This is a genomic window from Sorangiineae bacterium MSr12523, assembly GCA_037157775.1.
Classification (GTDB): domain Bacteria; phylum Myxococcota_A; class Polyangia; order Polyangiales; family Polyangiaceae; genus Pendulispora; species Pendulispora brunnea.
Genome location: CP089982.1, coordinates 2,708,621 through 2,731,184 on the forward strand (window position 1 = coordinate 2,708,621; position 22,564 = coordinate 2,731,184).

At 66.4% G+C, this 22,564-nt stretch carries 18 protein-coding genes; 8 read left to right on the forward strand and 10 right to left on the reverse strand.

Annotated elements, in window-relative coordinates; all coding sequences use genetic code 11:
• Positions 1-67 precede the first annotated feature (67 nt).
• The gene (locus LZC95_11035; protein ID WXA97369.1) at positions 68-454 is read left to right on the forward strand and encodes an OsmC family protein; all 387 of its coding nucleotides are present in this window, start codon (positions 68-70) and stop codon (positions 452-454) included.
• Between the two features lie 8 nt (positions 455-462).
• On the opposite strand, the gene fmt is transcribed toward LZC95_11035, so the two are convergent.
• From fmt to LZC95_11060, 5 genes are read right to left on the reverse strand one after another with little or no spacing between them, the layout of a single operon-like run.
• A complete protein-coding gene (gene fmt, locus LZC95_11040) occupies positions 463-1,401 on the reverse strand; it encodes a methionyl-tRNA formyltransferase (GenBank protein ID WXA97370.1) in 939 nt (312 codons plus the stop codon).
• Positions 1,401-2,186, reverse strand: a complete 786-nt coding sequence (locus tag LZC95_11045; protein WXA97371.1) for a hypothetical protein — start codon at positions 2,184-2,186, stop codon at positions 1,401-1,403. Before LZC95_11045 ends, fmt begins: the two co-directional genes overlap by 1 nt.
• 33 nt (positions 2,187-2,219) lie before the next feature.
• Positions 2,220-2,819, reverse strand: coding sequence for a hypothetical protein (locus LZC95_11050; protein WXA97372.1), 600 nt, complete (start codon positions 2,817-2,819; stop codon positions 2,220-2,222).
• Positions 2,820-2,870: 51 nt separating this feature from the next.
• The gene (locus LZC95_11055) at positions 2,871-3,233 is read right to left on the reverse strand and encodes a hypothetical protein (protein WXA97373.1); all 363 of its coding nucleotides are present in this window, start codon (positions 3,231-3,233) and stop codon (positions 2,871-2,873) included.
• Positions 3,230-3,871, reverse strand: a complete 642-nt coding sequence (locus LZC95_11060; protein WXA97374.1) for an SCP2 sterol-binding domain-containing protein — start codon at positions 3,869-3,871, stop codon at positions 3,230-3,232. The genes LZC95_11055 and LZC95_11060 overlap by 4 nt, the downstream gene beginning before the upstream one ends.
• A gap of 25 nt (positions 3,872-3,896) precedes the next feature.
• Between LZC95_11060 and serA the strand changes: the two genes are divergently transcribed.
• Entirely contained in the window at positions 3,897-5,159 is a 1,263-nt protein-coding gene (gene serA / locus LZC95_11065) for a phosphoglycerate dehydrogenase (protein WXA97375.1), read from the forward strand.
• 203 nt (positions 5,160-5,362) lie between these two features.
• Here serA and LZC95_11070 read toward each other — a convergent pair whose 3' ends face one another.
• Positions 5,363-6,745 carry an FAD-binding oxidoreductase gene (locus LZC95_11070; GenBank protein ID WXA97376.1) on the reverse strand — a complete coding sequence of 461 codons (1,383 nt, stop codon included), beginning with the start codon at positions 6,743-6,745 and terminating at the stop codon, positions 5,363-5,365.
• 47 nt (positions 6,746-6,792) lie between these two features.
• On the opposite strand from LZC95_11070, the gene serC reads away from it, so the two are divergent.
• Positions 6,793-7,893: a 3-phosphoserine/phosphohydroxythreonine transaminase gene (gene serC, locus LZC95_11075; GenBank protein WXA97377.1), complete on the forward strand. Its 1,101-nt coding sequence runs from the start codon at positions 6,793-6,795 to the stop codon at positions 7,891-7,893.
• Between the two features lie 140 nt (positions 7,894-8,033).
• Here serC and LZC95_11080 read toward each other — a convergent pair whose 3' ends face one another.
• From LZC95_11080 to LZC95_11090, 3 genes are read right to left on the reverse strand one after another with little or no spacing between them, the layout of a single operon-like run.
• Positions 8,034-8,252: a hypothetical protein gene (locus LZC95_11080; GenBank protein WXA97378.1), complete on the reverse strand. Its 219-nt coding sequence runs from the start codon at positions 8,250-8,252 to the stop codon at positions 8,034-8,036.
• A 48-nt stretch (positions 8,253-8,300) separates the two neighbouring features.
• A complete protein-coding gene (locus LZC95_11085; protein ID WXA97379.1) occupies positions 8,301-9,479 on the reverse strand; it encodes a hypothetical protein in 1,179 nt (392 codons plus the stop codon).
• Positions 9,476-15,022: a hypothetical protein gene (locus tag LZC95_11090; GenBank protein WXA97380.1), complete on the reverse strand. Its 5,547-nt coding sequence runs from the start codon at positions 15,020-15,022 to the stop codon at positions 9,476-9,478. The genes LZC95_11085 and LZC95_11090 overlap by 4 nt, the downstream gene beginning before the upstream one ends.
• 73 nt (positions 15,023-15,095) lie before the next feature.
• On the opposite strand from LZC95_11090, the gene LZC95_11095 reads away from it, so the two are divergent.
• The 3 genes from LZC95_11095 to LZC95_11105 are packed head-to-tail and all read left to right on the forward strand — an operon-like array spanning position 15,096 to position 17,574.
• Entirely contained in the window at positions 15,096-15,614 is a 519-nt protein-coding gene (locus LZC95_11095) for a hypothetical protein (protein WXA97381.1), read from the forward strand.
• Positions 15,605-16,309, forward strand: a complete 705-nt coding sequence (locus tag LZC95_11100) for a response regulator transcription factor (GenBank protein WXB00320.1) — start codon at positions 15,605-15,607, stop codon at positions 16,307-16,309. The genes LZC95_11095 and LZC95_11100 overlap by 10 nt, the downstream gene beginning before the upstream one ends.
• Positions 16,306-17,574, forward strand: coding sequence for an ATP-binding protein (locus LZC95_11105; GenBank protein WXA97382.1), 1,269 nt, complete (start codon positions 16,306-16,308; stop codon positions 17,572-17,574). The genes LZC95_11100 and LZC95_11105 overlap by 4 nt, the downstream gene beginning before the upstream one ends.
• A 160-nt stretch (positions 17,575-17,734) precedes the next feature.
• On the opposite strand, the gene LZC95_11110 is transcribed toward LZC95_11105, so the two are convergent.
• Positions 17,735-19,675 (reverse strand): sulfatase-like hydrolase/transferase, encoded by a 1,941-nt coding sequence (locus LZC95_11110; protein ID WXA97383.1) that lies wholly within the window; start codon positions 19,673-19,675, stop codon positions 17,735-17,737.
• A 478-nt stretch (positions 19,676-20,153) separates the two neighbouring features.
• On the opposite strand from LZC95_11110, the gene LZC95_11115 reads away from it, so the two are divergent.
• Positions 20,154-21,161 carry a metalloregulator ArsR/SmtB family transcription factor gene (locus LZC95_11115; protein WXA97384.1) on the forward strand — a complete coding sequence of 336 codons (1,008 nt, stop codon included), beginning with the start codon at positions 20,154-20,156 and terminating at the stop codon, positions 21,159-21,161.
• Between the two features lie 45 nt (positions 21,162-21,206).
• Complete coding sequence (gene ahcY, locus LZC95_11120; protein WXA97385.1) at positions 21,207-22,517, forward strand: adenosylhomocysteinase; 1,311 nt, start codon at positions 21,207-21,209, stop codon at positions 22,515-22,517.
• Positions 22,518-22,564 lie beyond the last annotated feature (47 nt).

Below are 22,564 nucleotides of genomic sequence, written 5' to 3' on the forward strand. Positions count from 1 at the left end.
TGGTGACGGCATGGCTCTTCTCTCGAGTGCTCTTGGATGGCGGAAGCCAGCCACCTATATTCGTGGGATGCGACCCGTGAACGTCTACGGTGATTCGGCGAAGTTTCGACAGAACATCGAGATCGGCCCGCATCTTCTCCATGCCGACGAGCCGACGGAGCTCGGCGGGGAGGACGCCGGGCCCGAGCCGCACGAGTTTCTCCTGGCTGCGCTCGGCGCTTGCACGTCGATGACGGTAAAGATGTACGCCGAGCGAAAAAATTATCCCCTGACGTCCGTGCGCGTCGAGCTTCGCGGCGACAAGACGGCCGACGCCTTCATCATCCACCGGGAACTGTTCCTCGAGGGCGACTTGTCCGAAACGGAACGCGCCCGCCTGCTCGAAATTGCCGAGAAGTGCCCCGTGCACAAAACGCTGTCGAACACGATCCGCATCGAGACGAAGCTGGGATAGTCGGATCCTTACGCGAGCACGTCGTTTTCCGCGACGCCGCGACCGAGGTACCAGTCGCTCGCACGGACGGCTTTTCGCCCTTCGAGCTGCACGGTCACCAGTTCCACGGCGCCTTCGCCGGTGGCCACGACGACCTGCGTCTTGTCCGCCAGGATGACCGTACCCGGGGCAGCGCCCGGCCGTGAAAAGTCCGATACGCGCGTGGCGTGGACCTTCACCTTTTTGTCGCCGAGCAGGGCGATGGCGCCCGGCCACGGATTGACGCCGCGCACATGATCGTGCACGCGGCGGGCGGGGAGGGTGAAGTCGATTTTGCCTTCCTCTTTCTTCAGCGGAGGGGCCAATGTTGCCTGGGCATCATCTTGCTTCTCCGGCAGGAAGTCCCCGCGGATGTAGCCGGCAAAGCTCGAACGGATCGCGTCGGCGCCAATCTTGGCGAGGCGCTCGCCGAGCTCGCCCGCGGTCTCGTTTTCACCGACGGGGGTCGGGAACTTGGCAATCATGTTGCCGGTGTCCATGCCCTCGTCGAGCTGCATGAGGGTGATGCCCGTCTCGGTCTCCCCGGCCATGACCGCACGCGCGATGGGCGCGGCGCCGCGGTACTTCGGCAAGATCGACGCGTGCACGTTGAGGCATCCGAGGCGAGGGCCCGCGAGCACGTCCGAGGGCAAGATGCGGCCATAGGCGACGACCACCGCGACATCGACGGCCTGCGCGCGCACCCACGCACCGAACGCGCCCGTTCGCAATTTGGTGGGCTGCACCACCGGAATGCCGAGTTCCATGGCGCGTGCTTTCACGGGCGGCGGCGTGAGCGTCAACCCGCGCCCGACGGGGCGATCTGGCTGGCAAACCACACCGACGACGGTGGCCACCTCGGTGAGGGCGTCGAGGCAGGGGACCGAAAAGCTAGGGGTTCCGAAAAAGATGGTGCGTATCGTCGTCACTATTTACCAACCTCGATATCGACTTTGGGGCCGCTGAGCTCGTGGTCCGTGCCCTCCATCACGTGCACGAGCGGTGTGGCAATGCGAAGTTGGTATTTGCCCGCGGGCAGGGGCCCGGCCGGTTTGCGCGGATAGCCCACTTCGACGGGCGTGCCTTTGTACTTCTCGGGCGCCCATTTCGTGCGAACGGCGTCCCATCCGAGCTTCACGCGGGCCATGCCAAAGGGGCTGATGATGACCCGCGCCGTCGACTGCGGCGAGGGCAACCGCTCCGTCGCGTCCTTCGGCGGGGGCGGCGGATCGCCCTTCGGAACGTCGACCCGCTTGGTGCCTTTTCCGTCGTAGGCCTCCACGGTGAAGCGCGGCACCGGATCGATCATGAAGTCGAGCGCCAGGGGCAATTGCCCTTTGTTGGTGTACGTGACGACCACGTCGACGTGCGAACCCGGCGTGATCTTTTTTGAGCCGAGGTTCACCTTCACCTCGAGCACCTTGGCCACGTCTTTGTACGGGGCGTCCTTCTCCGTTTCGATCTCGCAAACCTTTTGAATCAGCGCCGTGTCGAGATCGATGTCGCGTCCCGTGCACACCGCGCGGTTCGTGGTGACCTCCGGCTCTCCCTGCGGCGGTGCCGGCGCGCCCGCATCCCCGACTTGCGCGATGGCCGACGACGGCTCCGAAGTCGCCCCGGCCGAAGATGCAGGAGGAGCCTCGTTCGAGCCTCCGCAGCCGATCATGGCGACGACGCCGGACGAGAGCAGGAGAACAGTGGCGGCTCGGTTCATGGCGCTCATCCTAAGGTAACTTTCGAGGCGGCGTTAACGAATGCAGTTCTGAAACTCCTCCATGGCCCGGGCTTTCATGGCGCAACTGTATTGCCCTTTGGTCAGATCGCGGAGGCACGCTTCCTTCATGCCTTTGTAGTTGGGATCCGACGCCACGGTGGATTTGATCATGTTGCGGGCATCGTCGAGTTCCTTGCCGCTCATCCCCTTGAGCGGTGCGCCCTCGCCGGTGACCACCACGTCGATGTACCTGTCCATCAGCTGGTCGCATTCGGCCTTGTTGAGCGGACCGCCACCTTTGGCGCTGCCCTTCGGTGCACTGGCCGAAGCCACGCTGCCCTTCGAGCCGGCTTTGGAGGCGCCCTTGGAGCTGCCTTTGGACGGTGTCGAGGCGGCGGGTGCGGTGGGGAAGGCCGGCTCGGCGTCCTCATCGCTGCGCGTGGAGGATGCGGCGGCGGGGGCCGGGGCCCCGGCGGTGACGTCCTCGCCTTGCTCCGGATCGGGGCGGCGGGCCTCACGTTTCGTCGACTCGGTGCCCATGGGCACCTCTTCGGATCGGGGCGGCGGGGTGGACTTGCCGCAAGCGGCGAGAAAACCGGCCACGAGGGCGATGGGCAAAAGACGCGACATCATCGCCGGACAGTTTAGCTTTTTTTCGGCCCAGCCGACAGCCCACCGAGGGCTTCAGTCGAGGCAGGCTTCCCAGTCGTTGGGGGTCTTCGCTTGCATGGCGCAGTCGTACTCGTGGCGGCGCACCTCCGCCTCGCACTTGCCTTGCACCTGGGCGAAGCTTTTCTCGCCCTTGCGGATCGCGCGTTTCATTTCGCGGGCGGCCTCGCGCTGGGCGGGGGTGAGGCGGGCGAGCTCGGGATCGGCCTCGATGGTCATGTCGATGTACCGGTCCAGCATTTCCGTGCATTGCGCGCGGGTTGCGGAGCGGTCGCGCAGAAGCAGGACGAGACCAACGAGCAGCACCAGGGCGGAGGCCCCTGCGGCCATGACGACCAGGCGGCTGCGGGGGCGGTTGCGCGAGCGGAGCATCATCATCGAGCAGGAAAAAATGGCGCGAGCGCGAAGGCAAACTGCATGGCCACGAGCTTCTTTCCGCGCACCGTCACGTGCGAGTCCGCGATCGCTTCGTCCGGCCCGAGTTTGCCGGCGAGGAGCTTCTCGAACACCTCCACGCGGGTCTCGATGACGGCGTCGGAGTCGGTGTCTTTGAAGGCGTGCTTCTTGGCACCGGCGGCGGATAGGACGAGGTTGCCCGCGCCCCCTTCGAAGTCGATCAGGCCGAGTTCGATCTTGCCGGTGGCCTGGGCGAGGCGTTTGAGCACCCGCGGATCGGTGATGAGCTTGACACCTTGGGCAGGCTCGAAGCTCGGGGCAAAGCGGCGCGGGCCGCTCCAATCCTCCAGGAAAAAGGTGAGGGCCGCGTGCTCGCCGGCGATCCACAAATGCGCCGCGGACTGCGCAGGCGAGTCCGCACCCCGTGCGATGGATATTTCGCGCCCGCGAATGGTGTACGCATAGCGCGTGGTGCCCGTGCCGGGGCCTTCCATGCGAATGGAGACGATGTACTCGCCTGCGCTCGCGTCCGCCGGAACGAGCTGGCGGTGGGCCTCGGGCAGGATGTCCTCGAAGAACGACTCGACGGTCGTGCCGGCGGGGAGGTTTTGAGGTAGCATCGCGCTCCTTCCATAGCGCCCTCACATGCCCTCCGACCAGCCATTGCTCGACCCCCAACCGTTTAATCCGTTTTCTGGTTCGAAAGAACCTCTCCGCGTTCTGCTCTGCGAAAACGTTCACTCGAGTTCGCACGAGGCTTTCTCCGCGGCCGGCCTCCAAATCGAGAGCATTTCCTACGCTCCGAGCGAGGAAGAGCTGCGTGAGCGCCTGCGGGACGTGCACGTCCTCGGCATCCGCAGCAAGACGCACGTGCGTTCTTCCAGCTTGGCGTATGCGGACAAGCTCCTTTCGATCGGATGCTTCTGCATCGGCACCAACCAGGTCGACCTGGCGGATGCCAACCGCCGCGGCCTGCCTGTCTTCAATGCCCCGTTCAGCAATACGCGCAGCGTGGCCGAGATGATCCTGGCGGAGGTGGTGATGCTAGCCCGCCAACTCGGCGACCGTTCCCGTGAGGTGCACGAGGGCCGGTGGCGCAAGGTTTCCAGCGGCTGCTACGAGGTGCGGGGCAAGACCCTCGGCATCGTCGGCTACGGCCATATCGGCACCCAAGTGAGCATTTTGGCCGAAGCCTTCGGCATGCGCGTCATCTATTACGATATCGCGACGAAGCTGCCGATCGGCAATGCGCGTTCCGTGGCGAGCCTCGGCGAGCTGCTCGCGAATTCCGATTACGTGACCTTGCACGTCCCCGCCACGCGCGACACGACGAAGATGATCGGCGCCACGGAGCTCGCGGGGATGAAGCGCGGTGGGTATTTGCTCAACGCCAGCCGCGGGCAAGTGGTGGACATCGGCGCGCTCGCCGCATCGATTCGCGAGAAGCACCTCGGCGGCGCCGCGGTGGACGTGTACCCCGAGGAGCCCGAGTCCAACGGCGACCAATTCGCCAGCGAGCTGCGGGGCCTTCCCAACGTGATCCTCACGCCGCACGTCGGCGGGTCTACGGAGGAAGCGCAGGAGTCCATCGGGCGCGAGGTCTCCATCGCGCTGACCAAGTTCGTCACCGCGGGCACGACCACGGGCTCGGTAAATTTTCCGCCCGTCGAGCTGCCGCAAGTCGGCGGCACGCACCGCGTGCTCAACGTGCACCGCAACGTGCCCGGCGTTCTCCGCGACATCAACCGCATCGTGTCGGACCGCAACGCGAACATCCACAGCCAGGTCCTCGCCACCGACGCCAACATCGGTTACCTGATCATGGACTTGGACCAAGACGTCTCCGCCGACGTATGCCGCGACGTAGCCGCCCTGTCGACCAACATCCGCACGCGCATCAGCAATTAGATTGAACAGGGAGGGGGGGAGGCGGGGAGGGATACGGCACAAATCCCACCGCGCACCGAGGCTGGTTTTGGGTTTTCACTTGGCTCACGAAGCCAACTGAAAACCCAAAAAGAGCCTTGGCATGTGGTGGGATTCGCGTTGTTTCCCTCCCCGCCTCCCCCTCTCCCTGTTCAAATCAAAAAGGGCACAGTGTTGCGTACCGGCTAATCGATGATCTTGCCCGGGTTCAAAATGCCCTTGGGGTCGAAGACTGCCTTGATTCCGCGCAAGAGGGCCATTTCTTCTGCGGAGCGGGTGAAGTGGAGGTAGTCCTTTTTCAAGAGGCCAATCCCGTGTTCGGCGGAAATGCTGCCGGCGTGGGCGCGCACGACGGCGAATAGATCGAGATCGCGCGCTTTGGCGTCGCGTAGGAATTCCTCTTTGGAGACGGCGTCGGGTTTCATCACGTTGATATGCAAGTTGCCATCGCCGATGTGGCCGAAGAGGCATATCTCCAAACCGGGATAGCGCGCAGTGAAGACGCGCTCGAACTCCGCGCAGAACGACTCCAACGAGGCAATGGGGAGGGAGACGTCGTTCTTGTGCGGCAGCCCGGTGGCGGAAAGGCTCTCGCTGATGCCCTCGCGCAGCTGCCAAAGGGCGGCTGCCTCCGAAGAGTGCTGCGCCAAGGTCCCATCGCGAACGAGGCCGCGCTCGAAAAGGGAGGACAGCCAGGGTTCGAGGGCATCGGTGCTGGGGGCGCCTTCCAGCTCGAGCAGCACGTAGAACGGGCTCGGGGTGCTGAACGGCGGGCGCACGGCGCGGTGGCGCGTGAGGCGCTCGAGGCACGGCTGCGTGAAAAACTCGTACGCCGAGATGAGGTACGGCGTCTGTTTCACCTCGCGAAAGAGATGGAGCACGGCGGCCAGATCGTCGACGGCAAAGAGGAACACGTCGAGCTTTCCTGGGCGGCGCGACAGCTTCAACGTCGCCTCGGTGATGACGCCCAAAGTGCCCTCGCTGCCGATGAAAAGCTGCCGCAAGTCGGCGCCCGTGTTGTTCTTCTCCAGGGCGCCGCCCAATTCGAGCACCTTGCCGTTGGCCAGCACGACCTGGAGGCCGAGCACCCATTGGCGGGTGAGGCCATAGCGGATCACTTTGACGCCGCCGGCGTTGGTGGCGATGTTGCCGCCCACTTGGCTCGAGCCTTTCGACGCGAAGTCGACCGGCCACGTCAGACCGTGCGGCTCGCAATGGGCATGCACGGCCTCGGTGATCGCGCCCGCCTGCACGCGCACGGTGTTGCCCACGGTGTCGACCGGATCCATGCGGCGCATGCGCGAAAGTGAGAGCACGAGTTCCTTTTTCGCAGCGACGGCGCCACCTGCCAGACCGGTGCGTCCGCCGGAGGGCACCACGGGGAGGCCGTGTTCATTGCAGAACGCAAGGATCGCGGAGACGTCCTCCGTGGTGCGCGGGAGCGCCAGCGCAGAGGGATCCGGCGCATGAACCTTGGTGAAATCGCGGCCGTACTCCAAGAGCTCCGCGCGTTCGCGGGTGACGATGCCGGGAAAGCGTTGCTCGAGCTCGCTCCAAAGATCGGACATGGCGCGCATGATAGCGCTCTCCCGCGTAAGCCCGTAGCATCGCGTTCATGGAACGCGCCATCAACTTCAATGCTGGTCCCGCCGCCCTACCACTAGCCGCGCTGGAACGCGCCCGCGAGGAGTTGCTCGACTTCGCGGGCACGGGCATGAGCGTGATGGAGCACAGTCACCGCGGCAAAGACTACGAACGCGTCCACGATGAGGCTATCGCGCTATTGCGCGAGACGGCCAGCATCGGTGACGACACCGAAGTGCTCTTCATTCAGGGCGGTGCCTCGCAGCAGTTTGCGCAGATACCGCTGAATTTTCTGCCCGATGGTGGCTCGGCCGACTACGTCGTGCATGGCGCGTGGGGCGAGAAGGCGGTGTCCGAGGCGCAAGCGGCCACGAAGTGGTCCGGCGGCAAGGTGCGCGTGGCGGCGACGACGGCGCAAGGTAAGCAGTACACGCGCGTGCCGACGCCCTCGGAGATCCAGTTGGATCCCAAGGCGGCCTACCTGCACCTGACGAGCAACGAGACCATCCACGGCGTGCAGTTCCACGAGTTCCCCGACGCGGGGAAGGTGCCGCTCGTATGCGACATGTCGAGCGATTTCCTTTGGCGAAAGACGGACCTTTCGCGCTTCTCGTTCATCTACGCGGGCGCGCAGAAGAACGTGGGACCCTCGGGCATCGTCATCGTGCTCGCCAAGAAGGACTTCATTGCGCAGGGCCGCAAGGATCTGCCCAAGATTTTCCAGTACCGCACGGTGGCGGAGAACAATTCGCTCTACAACACGCCGCCGACGTTCGCGATTTACCTGATTCGCAATGTCCTCGCCTGGATCAAGGAGACCGGTGGGCTCTCGCGCATCGAGGAGCAGAATCGGAAGAAGGCCGCGCTGATTTACGGCGTCCTGGACGAGCACGCGGGCTTCTACGCGTCGCCGGTGGAGAGGGCTAGCCGCTCGACGATGAACATCGTCTTCCGCCTCCCGTCCGACGACCACGAGGCGCGCTTCCTTGCGGAGGCCAAGAAGCTCCGCATGGTCGGTCTAAAAGGCCACCGCTCCGTGGGCGGCATCCGCGCGTCCCTCTACAACGCCGTCAGCCTCGAATGGACCACGGCGCTGGCGGACTTCATGCGCGACTTCGCCAAGCGCGGCTAAAGCTAAGAAGAGAAATTCACAGGGAGGCGGGGAGGCGGGGAGGAATAAAGAATTTTGGGGGATTCCAGTTGGCCCAGTGAGCTGATTGGAAACCTCAAAAACTCCCCGCCTCCCCGTCTCCCTGTGAATCTTCTGATTCTCTACTTCTTCTTCGGGGTCGTGGCGGCTTTGAGGGCGCGCTCGATGGCGTCGGAGAGGTCGGCGGGGACGGCGTCGCCGCGGCCCCATTGATCGGCCTTGACCAACGTCGTCTGGGCTGCGCGCGCGATCTTGGCGCGACGGCCGCGTCCGAGGGCGCGGAACGCAGTCTGCGAATCGGTGATGACGGCGTGGACGGACGGCTGAAGGAATCCTCGCATTGAACTGATCTCCTGAAAGGGCTGTGGGGTATACAGCCCCCTTGACCCTCAGCGCAAGGTGAAGGAGCAGTCCGCCGACGGCTTCAAGTTGAGACGGTTTTCCGCCGGGTTGGCGGCGTCGAACACCAAGCTGCCCGAGAGCACCACGCTGCCCGTTACCCCGGTTTTTCGCTGGAGAAGCGCCCCAATCAGGCCGGGCTGCGCCGCTTGGGAGGCGAAGTCGCCGCACGGGATGGGCTCGCTGTCGAAGGCGAAATCCAAGCGCGGCGCGAGGCCGGCGCGCACGTTTCCGCGCAGGCTCCCGGCGAAGGGGCCCAGCTGGAAGACGCCATCGTGGATGGCCAGCGACTCTCCTTGTCCTTTCCACTTTCCACCGAGCTTCACATCGACCGGGGCAGGGAAGGGCCCGACGTGTGCCCCCCAAGTCTGAAAGAGCATCGCCCCCGCGGACTCGCCGCTCGTCGACATCGTGCTCGCGTCGACCTCGATCTCGGGATCCTCGTCCGCGGCCAGCCCGAACGCGGAGTACGGTAGCCCCAGCGAGCGCAGGTGCGCGCGCGGCGCGTTGATGTCCAGGTTCGTCGCGTTTGCCGTCTGCCCGATGGAGACCTGGGGCACATCCGGCTTGGACGGATCCATCGCGATGCGTGTCGTGGTCATCTCGCGCGTGCGGTCCACGACGACCTTCCACGGTCCAAACGGGCTCGCACCCAGGGTTCCGGTGACCTTGTCCGCGCGCAGGTGCGTCTCGTCGCCGATTTCGGCCGTGGCGCCCGCGACCTCGAGCGATGTGCTCTCCCCGGCGAAGCGCGCGAGGTGCACCAGCGCGTCCTTGAAGACGATGCGCTGCAGATCGTTCTCGATGGCCGCTCCCGTCGCGTACTGCGCGCGCTGCACCTCCAGCTGCGGCAGCGCGGCGAGAAGATCCGGAATGCTCACATCGAGCCCCTGCAAGGTGAGCTCGCGCGGCGAGAGGCCCGACAACTCGACATTCGCCTCCTCGGCCCGCGCCACCGCGCCGGGCACTTTGTCGAGGTGCGCCTCCAGCTTGAAAAAGCGCACGCCCGAGCCGGTGAGCCGCGCCTTGTCGATGGTGAGCGTCACACCGCGGGCCTTCGCATCGGAGATGGCCCGCCGCCGCGCGATCTCCGGCACCGCGAAGAACACCGCGAGCAGCACGAGCACAAGCCCGGCCCCGACGAAGACGATGGCGCGGCGCATGCTCACGTCGTCCAAGTCGTCCCGATGCGGCGGCGCAAAGCCATGGCCTCACCGGAGAGAAAGAATCGCGCCACGTCGCCCGCAAACGGATGCTCGAGCACCGCGCCCAGGGCGGGCACCCCGAGGCGTTCCGTTGCATGGGCCAAGGTGGGATCGATCGAGCCGAGCTCCTCGATGGTCGCGAGCAGATCGCCCGTGACGAGCGCCGCCGCGCGCATTTCCGCGCGGGCGAGCGCGCTGATGAAGCCCTCGATGGGCAGCGGCCGGCCCTGCGGCGCCGCCAAGTGCGGCACCAACTCCTCGAGCAGCTTCTTTTGCTTTCGTGAAATCGCGCGGGTCACGTTGGGCTCGTACTGTGCCACGAGCTTCTGCGAAAGGACGTCGAGATCGTCGGCCCCGTATCCGTGCACCACCTGGCGTGCGCAGGCGATGAGCAGCCCCTCGATGTGCGGCGGCGGAAGCTCCTCCAGCCAGGGCACGCCGAGCGATGCACGCGTGAGCGCGCGTGCGATCGAGGCGAGCTGCGCCGGTTCGGGCATCTCCGAGAGCCGCCGCGGCACCACGATCCAAAGTGTGTCCTGCGCGAGGATGCGCGTGCGCGTCACTGTGCGCGAGATGACCAGCTCCAGGTCCTCCAGACCGAGCATGCGCAGCACCCGATCGAACAGCGCCCGCGTCGGGTGCCCGCTGCGCGAGCCAATGCGGTCGCGGCTGGTGATGCCCAGCTCCGTCAGATCGGAGCGCAGGATCTTCGACTCGATGCCGGCCACCGCGGCCGCGACCTCGAGCAGCACGTGCCGGCCCTCGGGCGGAAGCACGTTGGTCACGAGCGTCGGCCGATCGAGCTGGGCATCGAGGCCCTCGACTTGGACGAGCCGCCGCGAACGCAGCCAGCCATGCCGGCCTTCGTCGACGTCGCCCGCGATCGCGCGCAGTTCGCTCACCACCAGCGCCTCCTCCATGCGCCGCTCGTTTTGCAACACGCGCTCGAGCAGTGCGAGCAGTGCCTGCGGCTCGTTCACGCCGAGCAGCGGTGTCGACGACGGGAGCATCATGCCCAGAAGCTGCCGTGCGGCATCTTCGTTCGCGTTGGCGCGCGCATAGGCCCGCCCGAGCTCGAAGCGCGTCTCGAACATGGACGGCGAGGACGGATTGAGCTGCACCGCGTTCTGCAGATGGCCGATGCCCTCGCGCAGACGCCCCAGCGACTCGATCTCGAGGTGCCCCAACGTGGCGTACCACCGCGCGTCCACGTTGCCGAGCTGCTGACCGCGCGCGATGACCGCAAGCAGCGCCCGCGCGAATGCCGCGTGATCGTGCCCCGTGGAGGTGCGGAAATGCGCCGACAGCCGCGCGAAGGCCATCATGCTCGCCGGCGTGCGCGCCACGGCCTCGACCAGCGCGCGTTCCACCGCGGCCGGATCGCCGAGCCGCATGCGAAGGTCGGCCAACTTGAGCAGCAGCTCGCAACACTGCTCCGGATCCTCTTCGACGCGCGAGAGGCGCTCGACGAGATCCGCGACCTCGGCGCGCGTTTCGTCGTCCATGACGCTTGCCGGATCGACGGCCACGCCGGTTTCCAGATCGGGCGGCGGCGTATGCTGCGCGGTGATGTGGCGGAGCACCCCGCGCAGCGCCCGCGCATTCAGCGCATCGATCTCCAGGGCCTTGCGCAGCGCCCGCTCGGAATCGTGCGGGCGCTGGAGCACGTGCTCGTAGATGCTCGATAGCGAAAACAGCGCGGTCAGCCGCGGCGCGGCCTCCGTGCCGCGCGTCACCACGGCCTCGAGCGCATCCACGGCCTCGGGCCACGTGCGCTGGGCCACGCACAGCTCGGCCAAAGTGAGCAGCGACGGAATGTGATTCGGCGCCGCCTCGCGCACCCGCCGCATGGCGTTGATGGCCAGCGGCAGATCCGCCAGCTTGTCGCGTGCGACCCGTGCGATCTCGGCGCCCAGGAGCACGATGGTCTCCACGGCGCGGGCTCGCTTGAGCGCGGTGCGGAAGACCTCGACGACTTGCTCGGATTGATTCATCTCGCGCCGTACGTTGGCCAACCGGCTCGCGGCCGTCACGCTGTCCGGGCTCGCGGCCAGCGCTTTTTCCAAGAGCTCGGCGGCACGCACGTAACGGTGCTCGGGCGAACCGAGCGCGCCCTCGGCCAATGGTCCGAGCAAGAGATCCGCGGCATCCACCAGGTACCGCGCCCGCGCTGCCGGCACGCTCGCCAGATCGGCCAGCGAGATGGCCGCCATCACCGCGGCCTCCACATTGGCCAGACGCGGCGCAATGCGCGCGATGCCCGTGGCCGCTGCCACGCTGAGCGCATCGGCGTGGAGGATCGACAGGTACCGATCGAGCGACTCTTTGAGCAGCGCCTGCTGCGCCGCATCGTTCACGCCCTCGACGACCACGGTGGCCCCGCCCGAATCGCTCGCCGCATTCTCCAGGAGCATCGCGAGCTTCAACTGCAGCGAGCGTCGCGTTCCCTCGTCCGACGCGAGCGCATGCAGCGCGCGCAGGGCGGTCAGGGCCAGCTTGCGCGCACGCCGATCGCCCTTGCGTGCACTCGGAAGCTCGCGCCGCTCGCTGGCGTACAGCGCACCCGGCTCGGTGGGATCGAGGTGCAGAATGCGCTGGTACGTGTGCAGCGGATCGCCCCCCGCCTTTTGCCACTCTTCCAAACTGGCCAGCTGCCAGAGCGCCCCCAGGCGCGCGCGAATGTCGGAGAACACCTCGCCCTGTTGCGAGAGCACGTGCGCGAGGCGCGCCCAATCGTTGGTGCGCCGCGAGACGCCCTCCATGGTGCGCAGCGCCGGAATGTGGTGCTTGTCGTATTCGAGCACCGCCTCCAAGAGCCGCGTGGCCGTGGGGATGTCGCGGCCCGTTCGCAGATAGAGCTGGGCCAGCGAGAACGAAAGGCGCACCGCCGACGCGGTGGTCATCTTCGTCTCCAGCCGTTTGAGCTGCAGGTTCAGCACGTTGTTCGTGCCGAACGAAAGCGGTTTGCCCTTCGCCGTCATCGACACGGCATGCCGCATGAGAACGCGCTCCAGGCGCTCGGCAATGAGCTCGTCCTCCGGCGTTTCCGACAGCGCACGTGCGTAGGTGGCCGCGGCGCGCTCGTCGTTCCCCAGGCGGTGCTCGTCGATTTCGGCGGCGCGCGCCAGATAGCGTGCGCGATCTTCGAGGCCCGAGCAGTCGTTGGCCAAGGTCTCCATGGCGTCGCGCAACATCACGTGGTCGCCGGCAGCCTCCAGCATGCGCACGATCTCGTCCGGCGGAACGGGATGGTTCGGATCGATGGCCCGCGCCGCGGTGAGCGACACCATCGCATCTTTGGGCGAGCGCAGACGCAGCTCTTGGATCTGCGCCAGCTCCAGCCAATAATTCAGCTGGTCTTTCGGCGATTTCGCAATTTGAATGCGCGCTTTGAGCGAAGAGGCCGCACGCTCCCAGCGCCCGGCCTCGGCGTGGAACCGTGTCTCCAGCGCGCGAGCCGCTTCGTTCGCCGGATCCATGGTGAGCACTTCGTCGAGCAGCGACAGCGCCCGCTCGCGATCTACCCGCGCGAGCACGTCGATGGCGCGCACGCGCAGTGCCATCGCTTCCCCGCGCTCGCTCGAAAGGCGCGCTTCGTCGAGCAGTGCACGCGAAAGCACGCGGTCGTCGCCAATTTTCGTCGCCGTGCGTGCGAGTCCGAGAACGGCACCGCGCCGATCTGGTTCGAGGCGCAAAATCTGCTCGTACGTGCGCGCGGCCCGGCGCACGTCACCGAGCAGCTCTTCGCAGAGAAGCGCAATCTTCTCCAGGCTCGCCACTTTGCGGCCCGGATCGGTGGTCAGCTCCGCGGCCTGCGCGTACAGGTCGATGACCGCGCGGGCCTCGCGATCCGTCTTTTCCGACGTTGCAGGCGAAAGAAGCCGCGCGAGCGCCTCGAGCACCTCGGGATCGCCCGGGGCCACCACCCACGCCGCGCGCAGATGCTCCACCGCGGCGCCGGGCTTCGCCAGTTCGTGCTCGGCGATCTGCGCGGCCTTCATCAGCGCGCGGGCGCGTTGGGCATTGTCCTCCGCCTTGGCGGCCTCGTTGACCCAAAGCTCGACGCGGCGCTCGTGCAGGTTCGAGGCGGACAGAAGCCGGTCGAGCGTCTCGTGCAAGGTGAGATCGCGCGGTTCGATGGCCAGGGCCGCCTGCGTGTGCTCGATGGCCGATCCAATCTCGCCGAGCTGTTCGTCGATGCGCGCCAGCATGCGCAGCTCGTGGGTGAGCACCAGCGGGTCGGCCAAAAAGCGCAACCGCGCGCGCCGTGCATGCGCCACCTCGGCCCACTCGTTGAAGTGCTCGTGCAGCCGCACCAGCTCGTCGAGCACGCGCCGGTCGACGCTGTTGGTCGTCGGCGCACGCGCGGCGGCACGCCCGAGAAAGGCGATGGCCCGCTCCGCCTCGCCCAGCCGGTGGTATGCGATGCACGCTGCATCGAGCTCCAGGCGCGCGGCGCGGTTGGGATCCGTCTCGAGCTCGGCCTCCTCCTGCAAGAGCAGGCAGAGCGCCGCCGGATCATCGTGCGAGGCCACGTGGCGCACGGCCTCGTCGCGCACGGGCCCCACGCTCGAGTCGAGGGCCACCGCACGCTCCAGAGCCGCGCGCGCCTCCTCCGACTTGTGCAGCTTGAACTCGAGGATCTGCGCCCGCTCCGCGTGCAGCCACGCCGCGAGCTTCGGCTCCGCGACATAGGCGTCGGCCATGTTGGCCAGATGCCTCGCCAGCGCGTCGTACGCCTCGGCGTAGCCGCTCGGATCCTCCGCAGCGCGGCTGTTGGCGGCGTAGGTGCGCGTGGCCAGATCCGCCTCGAGGCCTTTGAGCGCCGCCGGGTGGTGCGGTGCCCGCGTGCGCGCCTGCTCCCAAATGGAGCGAACGAAGTCGGGGCTCTCGCCGCGCGCGTCCAAAAGTCGCGCCTTTTCGACGAGCAGCTCGATGGTCGAGCCTTCCTCCGTCGATGCCGCCAGCTCGTGCTCGAGGTGCTCGAGCATCGCCGGCAGCGCCCCGCGCCCGTGACACTTCCGCCGCAGGATCGCGTGGGCCGCGGCAAGCCGCGGATTCACCCGCAGCGCGGCCTGCGCGTTGGCGATGACCTGTGCGTCGTCGCCGAGCAGCATTTCGCAAGCTACCGCGAGCTCGATGTACGCACGCGCCAGCCCGACCTTGTCGGCCTCGGTCTGAAGGATCTCGATGCGCGCGCGCAGTAGCTCGATGAGCCCTTCGGGGTGCGCAGCATCCTGCGCGGCGCGCCGGGCCACCGTCCGTTGCGTCAGATCCGGATTGGACCCGTGCGTTCCATTCTCGAGGGTCGGGGGGCGCGCCGGCGCGAGCTCGAAGGGAGCCGGCAGCACGATGGCCATTTTGCGCGGCGCCGCCTCGGGCTCGTGGCGCACCATGGGGAGTGCTGCTGCGCGCAGCACATGCACTTCACGATCGATGTCCCACGCCTCGTTCGCCGTCGTTGCGAGGAGATGGTCTATGGAAGAGACGCCACTTACAGAGTCCACGGATCGTTGCAACCTTCACGCTGGCACGAAAGGCCTCATCGTTGCACGATTTCGTCTCGGATAAGATGGCCTTGTGCCGATCCACCCCACCCGTTTCCATGGCCGCCTCTTGCAGGTCCTGCGCATCGCGGCGGGATGCCTGGCCACGACCCTTCTTGCGCTTGGCTGCACTTTTTTGGCCACGTTCGACGATCCGCCCCCGCGCGTGGTGCATTGCGCCGGCTACACCGCCGATCCTGCTGCGGAGCCCTGTTCGTTTCAACGCGGACGCGGCACTGGAACGTATTGCGCATGCGACCCATTGGTGCGCAATTACCAGGCGTCCGCGAACGACCTCGTCACCTGTTCGAACGACGGGACCATCGTCCAATCGACATCGTGCACGCAAGGCTGCGCTTTTTACCCGGCACCGCTGCCAGGCATCTGCGATCCCTGTCCGGGACGCGCCGATGGAACGTGGTGCGGGCGCGAGCTGGGCATCGACTCGGGAACGGTCATTTTGACCTGCCGCAAGGGAAAGCAGGAGGCTGAAACCGCCTTCCATTGCCCCACGGCGTGCAGCGGTACCGGCCCCGCGGCGGAGTGTCGATGAAGGACGTGCCGCAAAGGCTGCTGCTCGTCGAGGACGATGCGCGCTTGGCCGAGTTAGTACGTGCACACTTAAGCGAGCACGGCTTCGAGGTGGAGGTCGTGGATCGCGGGGACGTCGCCATCGAGCGCATCCGGACGTCGCCGCCCGATGCGGTCCTTCTCGACATTGGTCTGCCCGGAAAAGACGGATTGTCGGTCTGCCGTGCCGTTCGCCGCGACTATGCGGGCGTCATCGTCATGATGACCGCGCGTGGCGACGAGATCGACGAGGTGCTGGGCCTCGAGCTCGGCGCCGACGACTACGTCACCAAGCCGGTGAAGCCGCGCGTGCTGGTGGCGCGACTGCGCGCGAACTTGCGGCGCGTGGCCGAGAAGAAGGCCGAGGAGCGGGCGTGCCTGGTCGTCGGTGAGCTGTCCATCGATCCGGGCCGGCGTGCGGTGACCTACCGCGGAGAGGACGTGCCGGTTTCCACGTCGGAGTTCGATCTGCTGGAGATCCTCGCGCGTCGCGCAGGGCATGTGGTTCCGCGCGAGGAGCTTTTGGGCCAGGCGCGTGGCATCCGTTATGACGGTTTGAACCGCTCGATCGACCTGCGCATCTCGCGTTTGCGTCGCAAACTGGGCGACGATCCGGAGCGGCCGGCGCTCATCGTGTCGGTGCGCGGGGTGGGGTACATGCTGGCGGCGCGCCCGTGAAGCGGCTTTTTTTACGCACGTTCCTCGGGTTGTGCGTTATCTACCTGCTCGCGCTGACCGTGGGCGCGAGGCTTCTGTACCATCAGCCGGTCACCTCGCACGCCGACTTGTTCCGTCCCGCCTACGGTCCGAGCGTGTCGCTCGCGCGCGAGCGCCTTGCGGCGGTGCCACCGGAGCAGCGCCGCGCGGAGCTCGAGAGGGTTCGCGCGCACTTCAAGTATCCGTTGGACATTTTCAGCTGGGACTCGGACGGCATCGACTCTTCGGCGCGCGAGGAGCTGGCGGGTGGGGCGAGCCTGACATCGTGGTTCGGGTACGAGCCCGGAAAAGGTGGCAGCTTTCTGGCGAGTGCCATCGAACCGCACGGGGACATCCTTCGATTTGGGCCCTTGCCCGGGTCCTCGATGCCGACGTACCCGCGTTGGGCGAGCGTCGTCGGTGGCGTGGGCATCACCTTGGCGCTTGGTACGTGGCTTTTGCTCTGGCCGATTGCAAAGCAATTTCGTGCCCTCGAAGAGGCCGCGCGTCGCTTGCAAAGTGGCGATCTGCGGGCGCGTGCGAACGAAGCGGCGGCTTCGACGCGGCCGATTGCCCAGGCCTTCAATGCGATGGCGGAGGACCTCCACCGGCACATCGATGCGCAGCGCGATCTTCTGCGCACGGTCTCTCACGAGCTGCGAACACCGCTCGCGCGCATTCGCTTCGCCATCGATCGCCTCGCCACGACGGAATCGGCCGAGGCGCGTGCGGCGCAGCTCGACGAGATCGACGGCGATCTTTCGGAGCTCGATGATTTGGTGGACGAGCTGCTCACGTGGTCACGCCTCGAGACCGCTGCCCCGCCGCACGAGGCGCTTGCAGTGGAGTCGCTGCTTCTCGATCTCGAGGGCGCGTTTCCCGACATCGAGCTGGTCGATGTGGCCGATGGCCTGCAGGTGCGCGGCGACCGGCGTCTTCTCACGCGCGCCCTCGGCAACCTGGCCGCCAACGCGCTTCGCTACGCCCGAAGCCGCGTCGTCGTGCGCGCGCTGCGTGCGGGCGACACCGCGCGCATCGTCATCGAGGACGATGGCCCCGGGATCCCCGAGCCCGAGCGCGAACGCGTGTTCGAGCCCTTCGTGCGATTGCACTCCGAGGGCCGCGGCGTGGGCCTCGGTCTCGCAATCGTCCGCCGCATCGCCGACCAACACGGCGGCTCCGTCCGAATCGAATCCGCCGACCCCGTCGGCTGCCGCGCAATCCTCGAACTGCCCCTGGCGCGTTGAACGCGCTAGCACGTGTCTCGAAGAGGAAAGAGAACCGCCAGGATCGCCAAAACAGAATCGCCAGGATCGCCAGGGGAACCAACAATAAACCCTCAATTGGTTTATTGCCGTTTCCCTCGGCACCCCTGGCGGCCCTGGCGTCCTGGCGGTTTTCTTCTTCTCAGAAGGGACGCCCGTGGCCGCGGGTTTCGGCGACGTTCACCAAGTCGCCGCAGGCTTCGACGGGGAGCGGTTGGTGCTCCTCGGGATCGGTGGCCACGTCGAAGCAGTTCCAGGCGTGGTCGGCTTGGTTGCCAATCAGCTTGCGCGAACCGCGAATGGCGCCCCAATTTTTGAACGCGCAGGCCCACAGCTCGGTGCAATTCGTGAGGAACGCGGCCCGATCTTCCGGGCTGCCGCCGCGCAGAAGGCTCTCACCCGGCATGCGCGCGCGGAAGGAGGCGAGGCGGGGCTCGTCGAGAAGGCCCATGAGATCGAGGACGGTGGGAAAGACGTCGAGCGTCGTGACGGGACGGTTCTCGAGTGCGCGCAGGTTTCGCTCTTCCTCTTCGGTCAGGGTGCCGCGCGGGGCGTCGATCCAGAAGGGGATGCGAATCTCCTCCTCGTAAAGCGTGCCCGTGTGGCCCACGGCGCCTTTCTCGCGCAGCTGCTCGCCGTGGTCCGATAGGTACACGATGATGGTACGCGAGCCCTCCGGGCGGGCGCGGATCGATTCCACGAGGTGTCCCACCGCGCGATCCTGCAGATGCACCGCATCGTGGTACCGATTGCGAATCTCGCGCTCGTAGCCGGGGCCGGTCGCCTCGTCCTCGGGCAAAAAGGGCGCGAAGGCGTGATCGACCTTGTATGGGAAGTGCGTATTCGAAAGGTGCACCACACCCGTGAACGGCTCGCGCAATTGGCCGATGTCGCCGAGCACGTAATCGACGAGCTTTCCGTCGTCGGCGCCCACCTCGAGGCTTGGCTCGCGTTCCAGCTGCGTGGCGCTCACCGTACGCGTCATCGGGATGCCGCCGAGCCACGCACCCGAGTTGCCGAAGAGCATGTTCTGCGACGTCCAATACGCCGAGTCGAGCTGCGCGGCGTGCAAGTACTCCCAGAGCAGCGGGGCCGAGTGCGTCATCTGCCGCGACTCGTCGGGCGCCAGGCCGCTCCACAACACCGACAGCGAGATTGCCGTCGTGGAGTCCACGCTGCGCATTTGATGCAGCATGATGCGGTTCGGCGCCGCGGCATTCGAGTACGGCGTGAAGAGGCATTCCTTGTCGCCCGGGCGCGTGCACACGCTCATCGCGCGCACCGATTCGGTGAGCACGAAGACGACGTTGCGTGCGATGCGCGGCCGCGCGTGCACATCGGGTACGGGCTCCGGCGATCGCGGACCCGGGTGCACGCGCTCCACCGTCTCATTGTGATCCCAGCGGGCCCGCGAAAGCTGCCCGATCGCGGCGAGGTACATCACGTCGGGCGGCTGGCCCTGCTCCGCGCCGTGCGTGGGCGAGACATAGAGGGCGCACAGGAGCGCGACGATGGCGAAGTCTTTCGCGATGTGCGTGCTCCGGCGGCGCGGCGGCGCGAGGCTGCGCACGATGAACGGCAACAGCAGTGCAACCAGCACCGGCGGAAGCACGGTCTGCGCGAAGGTGGTGCGGTCGCTCCAGAGCTGTTGCCCGATGCTCGGCATCATCGAGGTGCCGACGAGCACCGCCTGATGATCCATGTACGCCATGTAGCGCGCGTAGGTGTACGACTGGGCACCCAGCGCGAAGCCTGCCAGGACGACCAACATGGTCCACGCCAACCAACGCGTCGCCCCGCGCTTGCGGGCAGCGATCACCACCAACGACACCCAAAGGGCGCCGCTGACGAGGACACTCAGGGCGTAGAAGACGAGGCCGCGCGTGTCGAAGTGCCCGAGGTGCCCGGGACGGCGGACCGCGTCCGCGAGGGCAATGGCCAGGGGAGCCAGCAGAAGAAGCGTCCGCCCGATGCGGCGCCGCACCCGAACGAGGGTTCGCAGCCGTCGATCGCAAGAGAACAGGCGTAGCGCGCTATCGCTCGAGGCGACTTCCGCTTCGGCGTTGGATCCTCTCGACGGCATGGCAGGCAAGGCTACGGCTAAGGCTTTGTTACGGCACCGCGACGGTGAAGTGGCGGCCGCGCAACGGGTCGCCCAATACACCACGCGACCGCCGGCCCTGCAAGCAGATGGCACGCTTTGGCAACGGCTCGTGTCGCCCGGTGTCAGGGGCTCCCGAGAACCAGCGTTCACGCCTCGCCCGATTGATTGGCGAATTTCTCGCGATTTTTCGTCGGGCCTGCCTGGTACGGCCCTTGAAGAGATGGACGTACTCGGGCGCCCTGGCGCACCACGACTTCTTATCCTTGTTCCTCTTCCTTATTCCTTCCTTTCCCCTTCGTTTGCTTCCTTTTTCCCCTTCTTCCTTGGTCTTCTTCCCTTAACCTAAGAGAGCCCGCGCCCCATCCCGGCCCTGGACGAATCGGCCTGGGATGGGCGCTTCCACAAAGCGTCGGGCCGTACTTGCTTCTATTCGCATCGTCGCATATATGAAGCGGCGATGCTCGATAGCACCGCTGCCCCAACTCGATGGGAGCTCTACCGTGTTCTTTCCGAACCGGTGCGTCTCCGGCTCCTGGCCCTTGCGGCGGAGGAGGAGCTGGCCATCGGGGAGCTCGCAGAGCTGCTCGGCGAGAGCCAGCCCAACGTGTCGCGTCATGTCGCGCCATTGAAGCAAGCCGGGCTCGTGGTGGTTCGCAAACAAGGGACGCGCGCGCTGGTGCGTCTGCGCGAAGGGGCAGGCTCCGATGCCGTCGTCGCCGATGCGCTGGCGAGCGGCCGCGAGCTGTGCGAGTCCGATTCGCCCGATTCGCTCGCTGCGCGCATCGAAGGCGTGCTGCGCGCCCGCGATGCGATGGCCCGTGAGTACTTCGCGCGGCCGCATGCTTCGTCGGACAAATCAGGACTGCGCCCGCCCGTCGAACTGGGCGCGTACCTCGCGGCGTTTTCGCTGTTGGTGCCCCGCCGCAAGCTCGCGGTGGATGCCGGAACCGGCGACGGCGGGCTGCTCGAGGTGCTCGCGCCGGTCTACGAGCGGGTCATCGCGCTCGATCGCTCGGGTGCGCAGCTCGCCGAGGCGCAGCAGCGCGTGAACGCGCGCGGCTTCACCAACGTGACGTTGCTCGAGGGCGATCTCTCGGGCGCCGAGGTGAAGAAGGCCGTGGGCGCCGGCGCCGATGCCGTCTTTGCTGCCCGATTGTTGCATCATGCACCGAAGCCCGCGGCGTTCGTGGCTTCGCTTGCGCGTTTGCTGTCGCCGGGCGGCTCGCTCGTGGTGCTGGACTACGCGCACCACGAAGACGAGTCCATGCGCGATGCCGCGGACATCTGGCTCGGGTTCGAGCCTTCCGAGTTGAAGAAATTCGCCCAAGCGGCGGGGCTGGAGTGGCCCCAAGTAACGCCGCTTCCGTCTGCATTGATACCGTCAGGGCCGGACCATCACCTCCCTTGGCAAGTGCTCGTCGCTACGAAGGGCGCATCGGCCAAAGGAAACGGATCCGGAACGTAGCGTTCACGAACGCGTAAACCGAACACGCAATAGTGGGAGAGACCGATGGCTGACAATTACAAAGTCCGAGATATCAAACTTGCCGAGTGGGGACGCAAGGAGATCACGATTGCCGAATCCGAGATGCCCGGCCTCATGGCTCTCCGCGCGGAATACGGCAAGAGCCAGCCGCTCAAGGGTGCGCGCATCGCCGGCTGCCTCCACATGACGCTGCAGACCGCGGTCCTCATCGAGACGCTGACCGCCCTCGGCGCGGAAGTGACCTGGACGAGCTGCAACATCTACTCGACGCAGGACCACGCGGCCGCGGCCATTGCGGCCACGGGCGTGCCCGTCTTCGCTTGGAAGGGCGAGACCGAGGCCGAGTACGAGGAGTGCATCGAGGCCCAGCTCAAGGCCTTCAAGGGCGGCAAGGGCCCGAACATGATCCTCGACGATGGCGGCGATCTCACGATCATCGTTCACCAGAAGCACCCGGAGCTCTTCACCGGTCCGGATCCGATCCGCGGCCTGTCCGAGGAGACCACCACGGGCGTGCACCGTCTCTACGAGATGCACAAGAAGGGTGAGCTCAAGGTTCCGGCCATCAACGTCAACGACTCGGTCACCAAGTCGAAGTTCGACAACCTGTACGGCTGCCGCGAGTCGCTCGGCGATGGTCTCAAGCGCGCGACGGGCGTCATGTTCGCGGGCAAGGTTGCCGTCGTGTGTGGCTACGGCGACGTCGGCAAGGGCTGCGCGCAGTCGCTGCGCGGCCTCGGCGCCCGCGTCATCGTGACGGAGATCGATCCCATCAACGCCCTGCAGGCGGCGATGGAAGGCTACCAGGTCGCGACGCTCGAAGAGGTGGCGGCGGTGGGCGACATCTTCGTGACGGCCACGGGCTGCATGAACGTCATCCGCGGCGAGCACATGAAGGCCATGAAGGACCAGGCCATCCTCTGCAACATCGGCCACTTCGACACCGAGATCGACGTGGCGTGGCTCGAGAAGAACCCGGAAGTCAAAGAAGAGAACATCAAGCCGCAGGTCGACCAGTTCATCTTCGGCGATGGCAAGCGCATCACGTTGCTCGCCCGTGGCCGCCTCGTGAACCTCGGCTGCGCGAACGGCCACCCGTCGTTCGTCATGTCGAGCTCCTTCTCGAACCAGACGCTCGCGCAGATCGCTCTCTGGACGGAGTCCAAGAAGTACCCGGTCGGCGTCCACGTTCTGCCGAAGGTCCTCGACGAGAAGGTTGCCGCGCTGCACCTGCCGAAGCTGGGCGTGAAGCTGACGAAGCTCACCGCCGAGCAGGCCGCCTACCTCGGCGTGCCGGTGGAAGGGCCGTTCAAGCCCGATCACTACCGCTACTAAGAATCCAGAGAGAGAAAACAGAAAGGCGGGAAGGCGGGAAGGATTTT

What these genes read in the sequence shown, in the direction of transcription:
- ahcY (WXA97385.1), top strand. Translation starts at nt 21,207, where the DNA reads ATGGCTGACAATTACAAAGTCCGAGATATCAAACTTGCCGAGTGGGGA.
- LZC95_11055 (WXA97373.1), bottom strand. Translation starts at nt 3,233, where the DNA reads ATGATGATGCTCCGCTCGCGCAACCGCCCCCGCAGCCGCCTGGTCGTC.
- LZC95_11050 (WXA97372.1), bottom strand. Translation starts at nt 2,819, where the DNA reads ATGATGTCGCGTCTTTTGCCCATCGCCCTCGTGGCCGGTTTTCTCGCC.
- serA (WXA97375.1), top strand. Translation starts at nt 3,897, where the DNA reads ATGCCCTCCGACCAGCCATTGCTCGACCCCCAACCGTTTAATCCGTTT.
- LZC95_11035 (WXA97369.1), top strand. Translation starts at nt 68, where the DNA reads ATGCGACCCGTGAACGTCTACGGTGATTCGGCGAAGTTTCGACAGAAC.
- LZC95_11045 (WXA97371.1), bottom strand. Translation starts at nt 2,186, where the DNA reads ATGAACCGAGCCGCCACTGTTCTCCTGCTCTCGTCCGGCGTCGTCGCC.
- LZC95_11110 (WXA97383.1), bottom strand. Translation starts at nt 19,675, where the DNA reads ATGCCGTCGAGAGGATCCAACGCCGAAGCGGAAGTCGCCTCGAGCGAT.
- LZC95_11060 (WXA97374.1), bottom strand. Translation starts at nt 3,871, where the DNA reads ATGCTACCTCAAAACCTCCCCGCCGGCACGACCGTCGAGTCGTTCTTC.
- LZC95_11115 (WXA97384.1), top strand. Translation starts at nt 20,154, where the DNA reads ATGCTCGATAGCACCGCTGCCCCAACTCGATGGGAGCTCTACCGTGTT.
- LZC95_11080 (WXA97378.1), bottom strand. Translation starts at nt 8,252, where the DNA reads ATGCGAGGATTCCTTCAGCCGTCCGTCCACGCCGTCATCACCGATTCG.
- serC (WXA97377.1), top strand. Translation starts at nt 6,793, where the DNA reads ATGGAACGCGCCATCAACTTCAATGCTGGTCCCGCCGCCCTACCACTA.
- LZC95_11070 (WXA97376.1), bottom strand. Translation starts at nt 6,745, where the DNA reads ATGTCCGATCTTTGGAGCGAGCTCGAGCAACGCTTTCCCGGCATCGTC.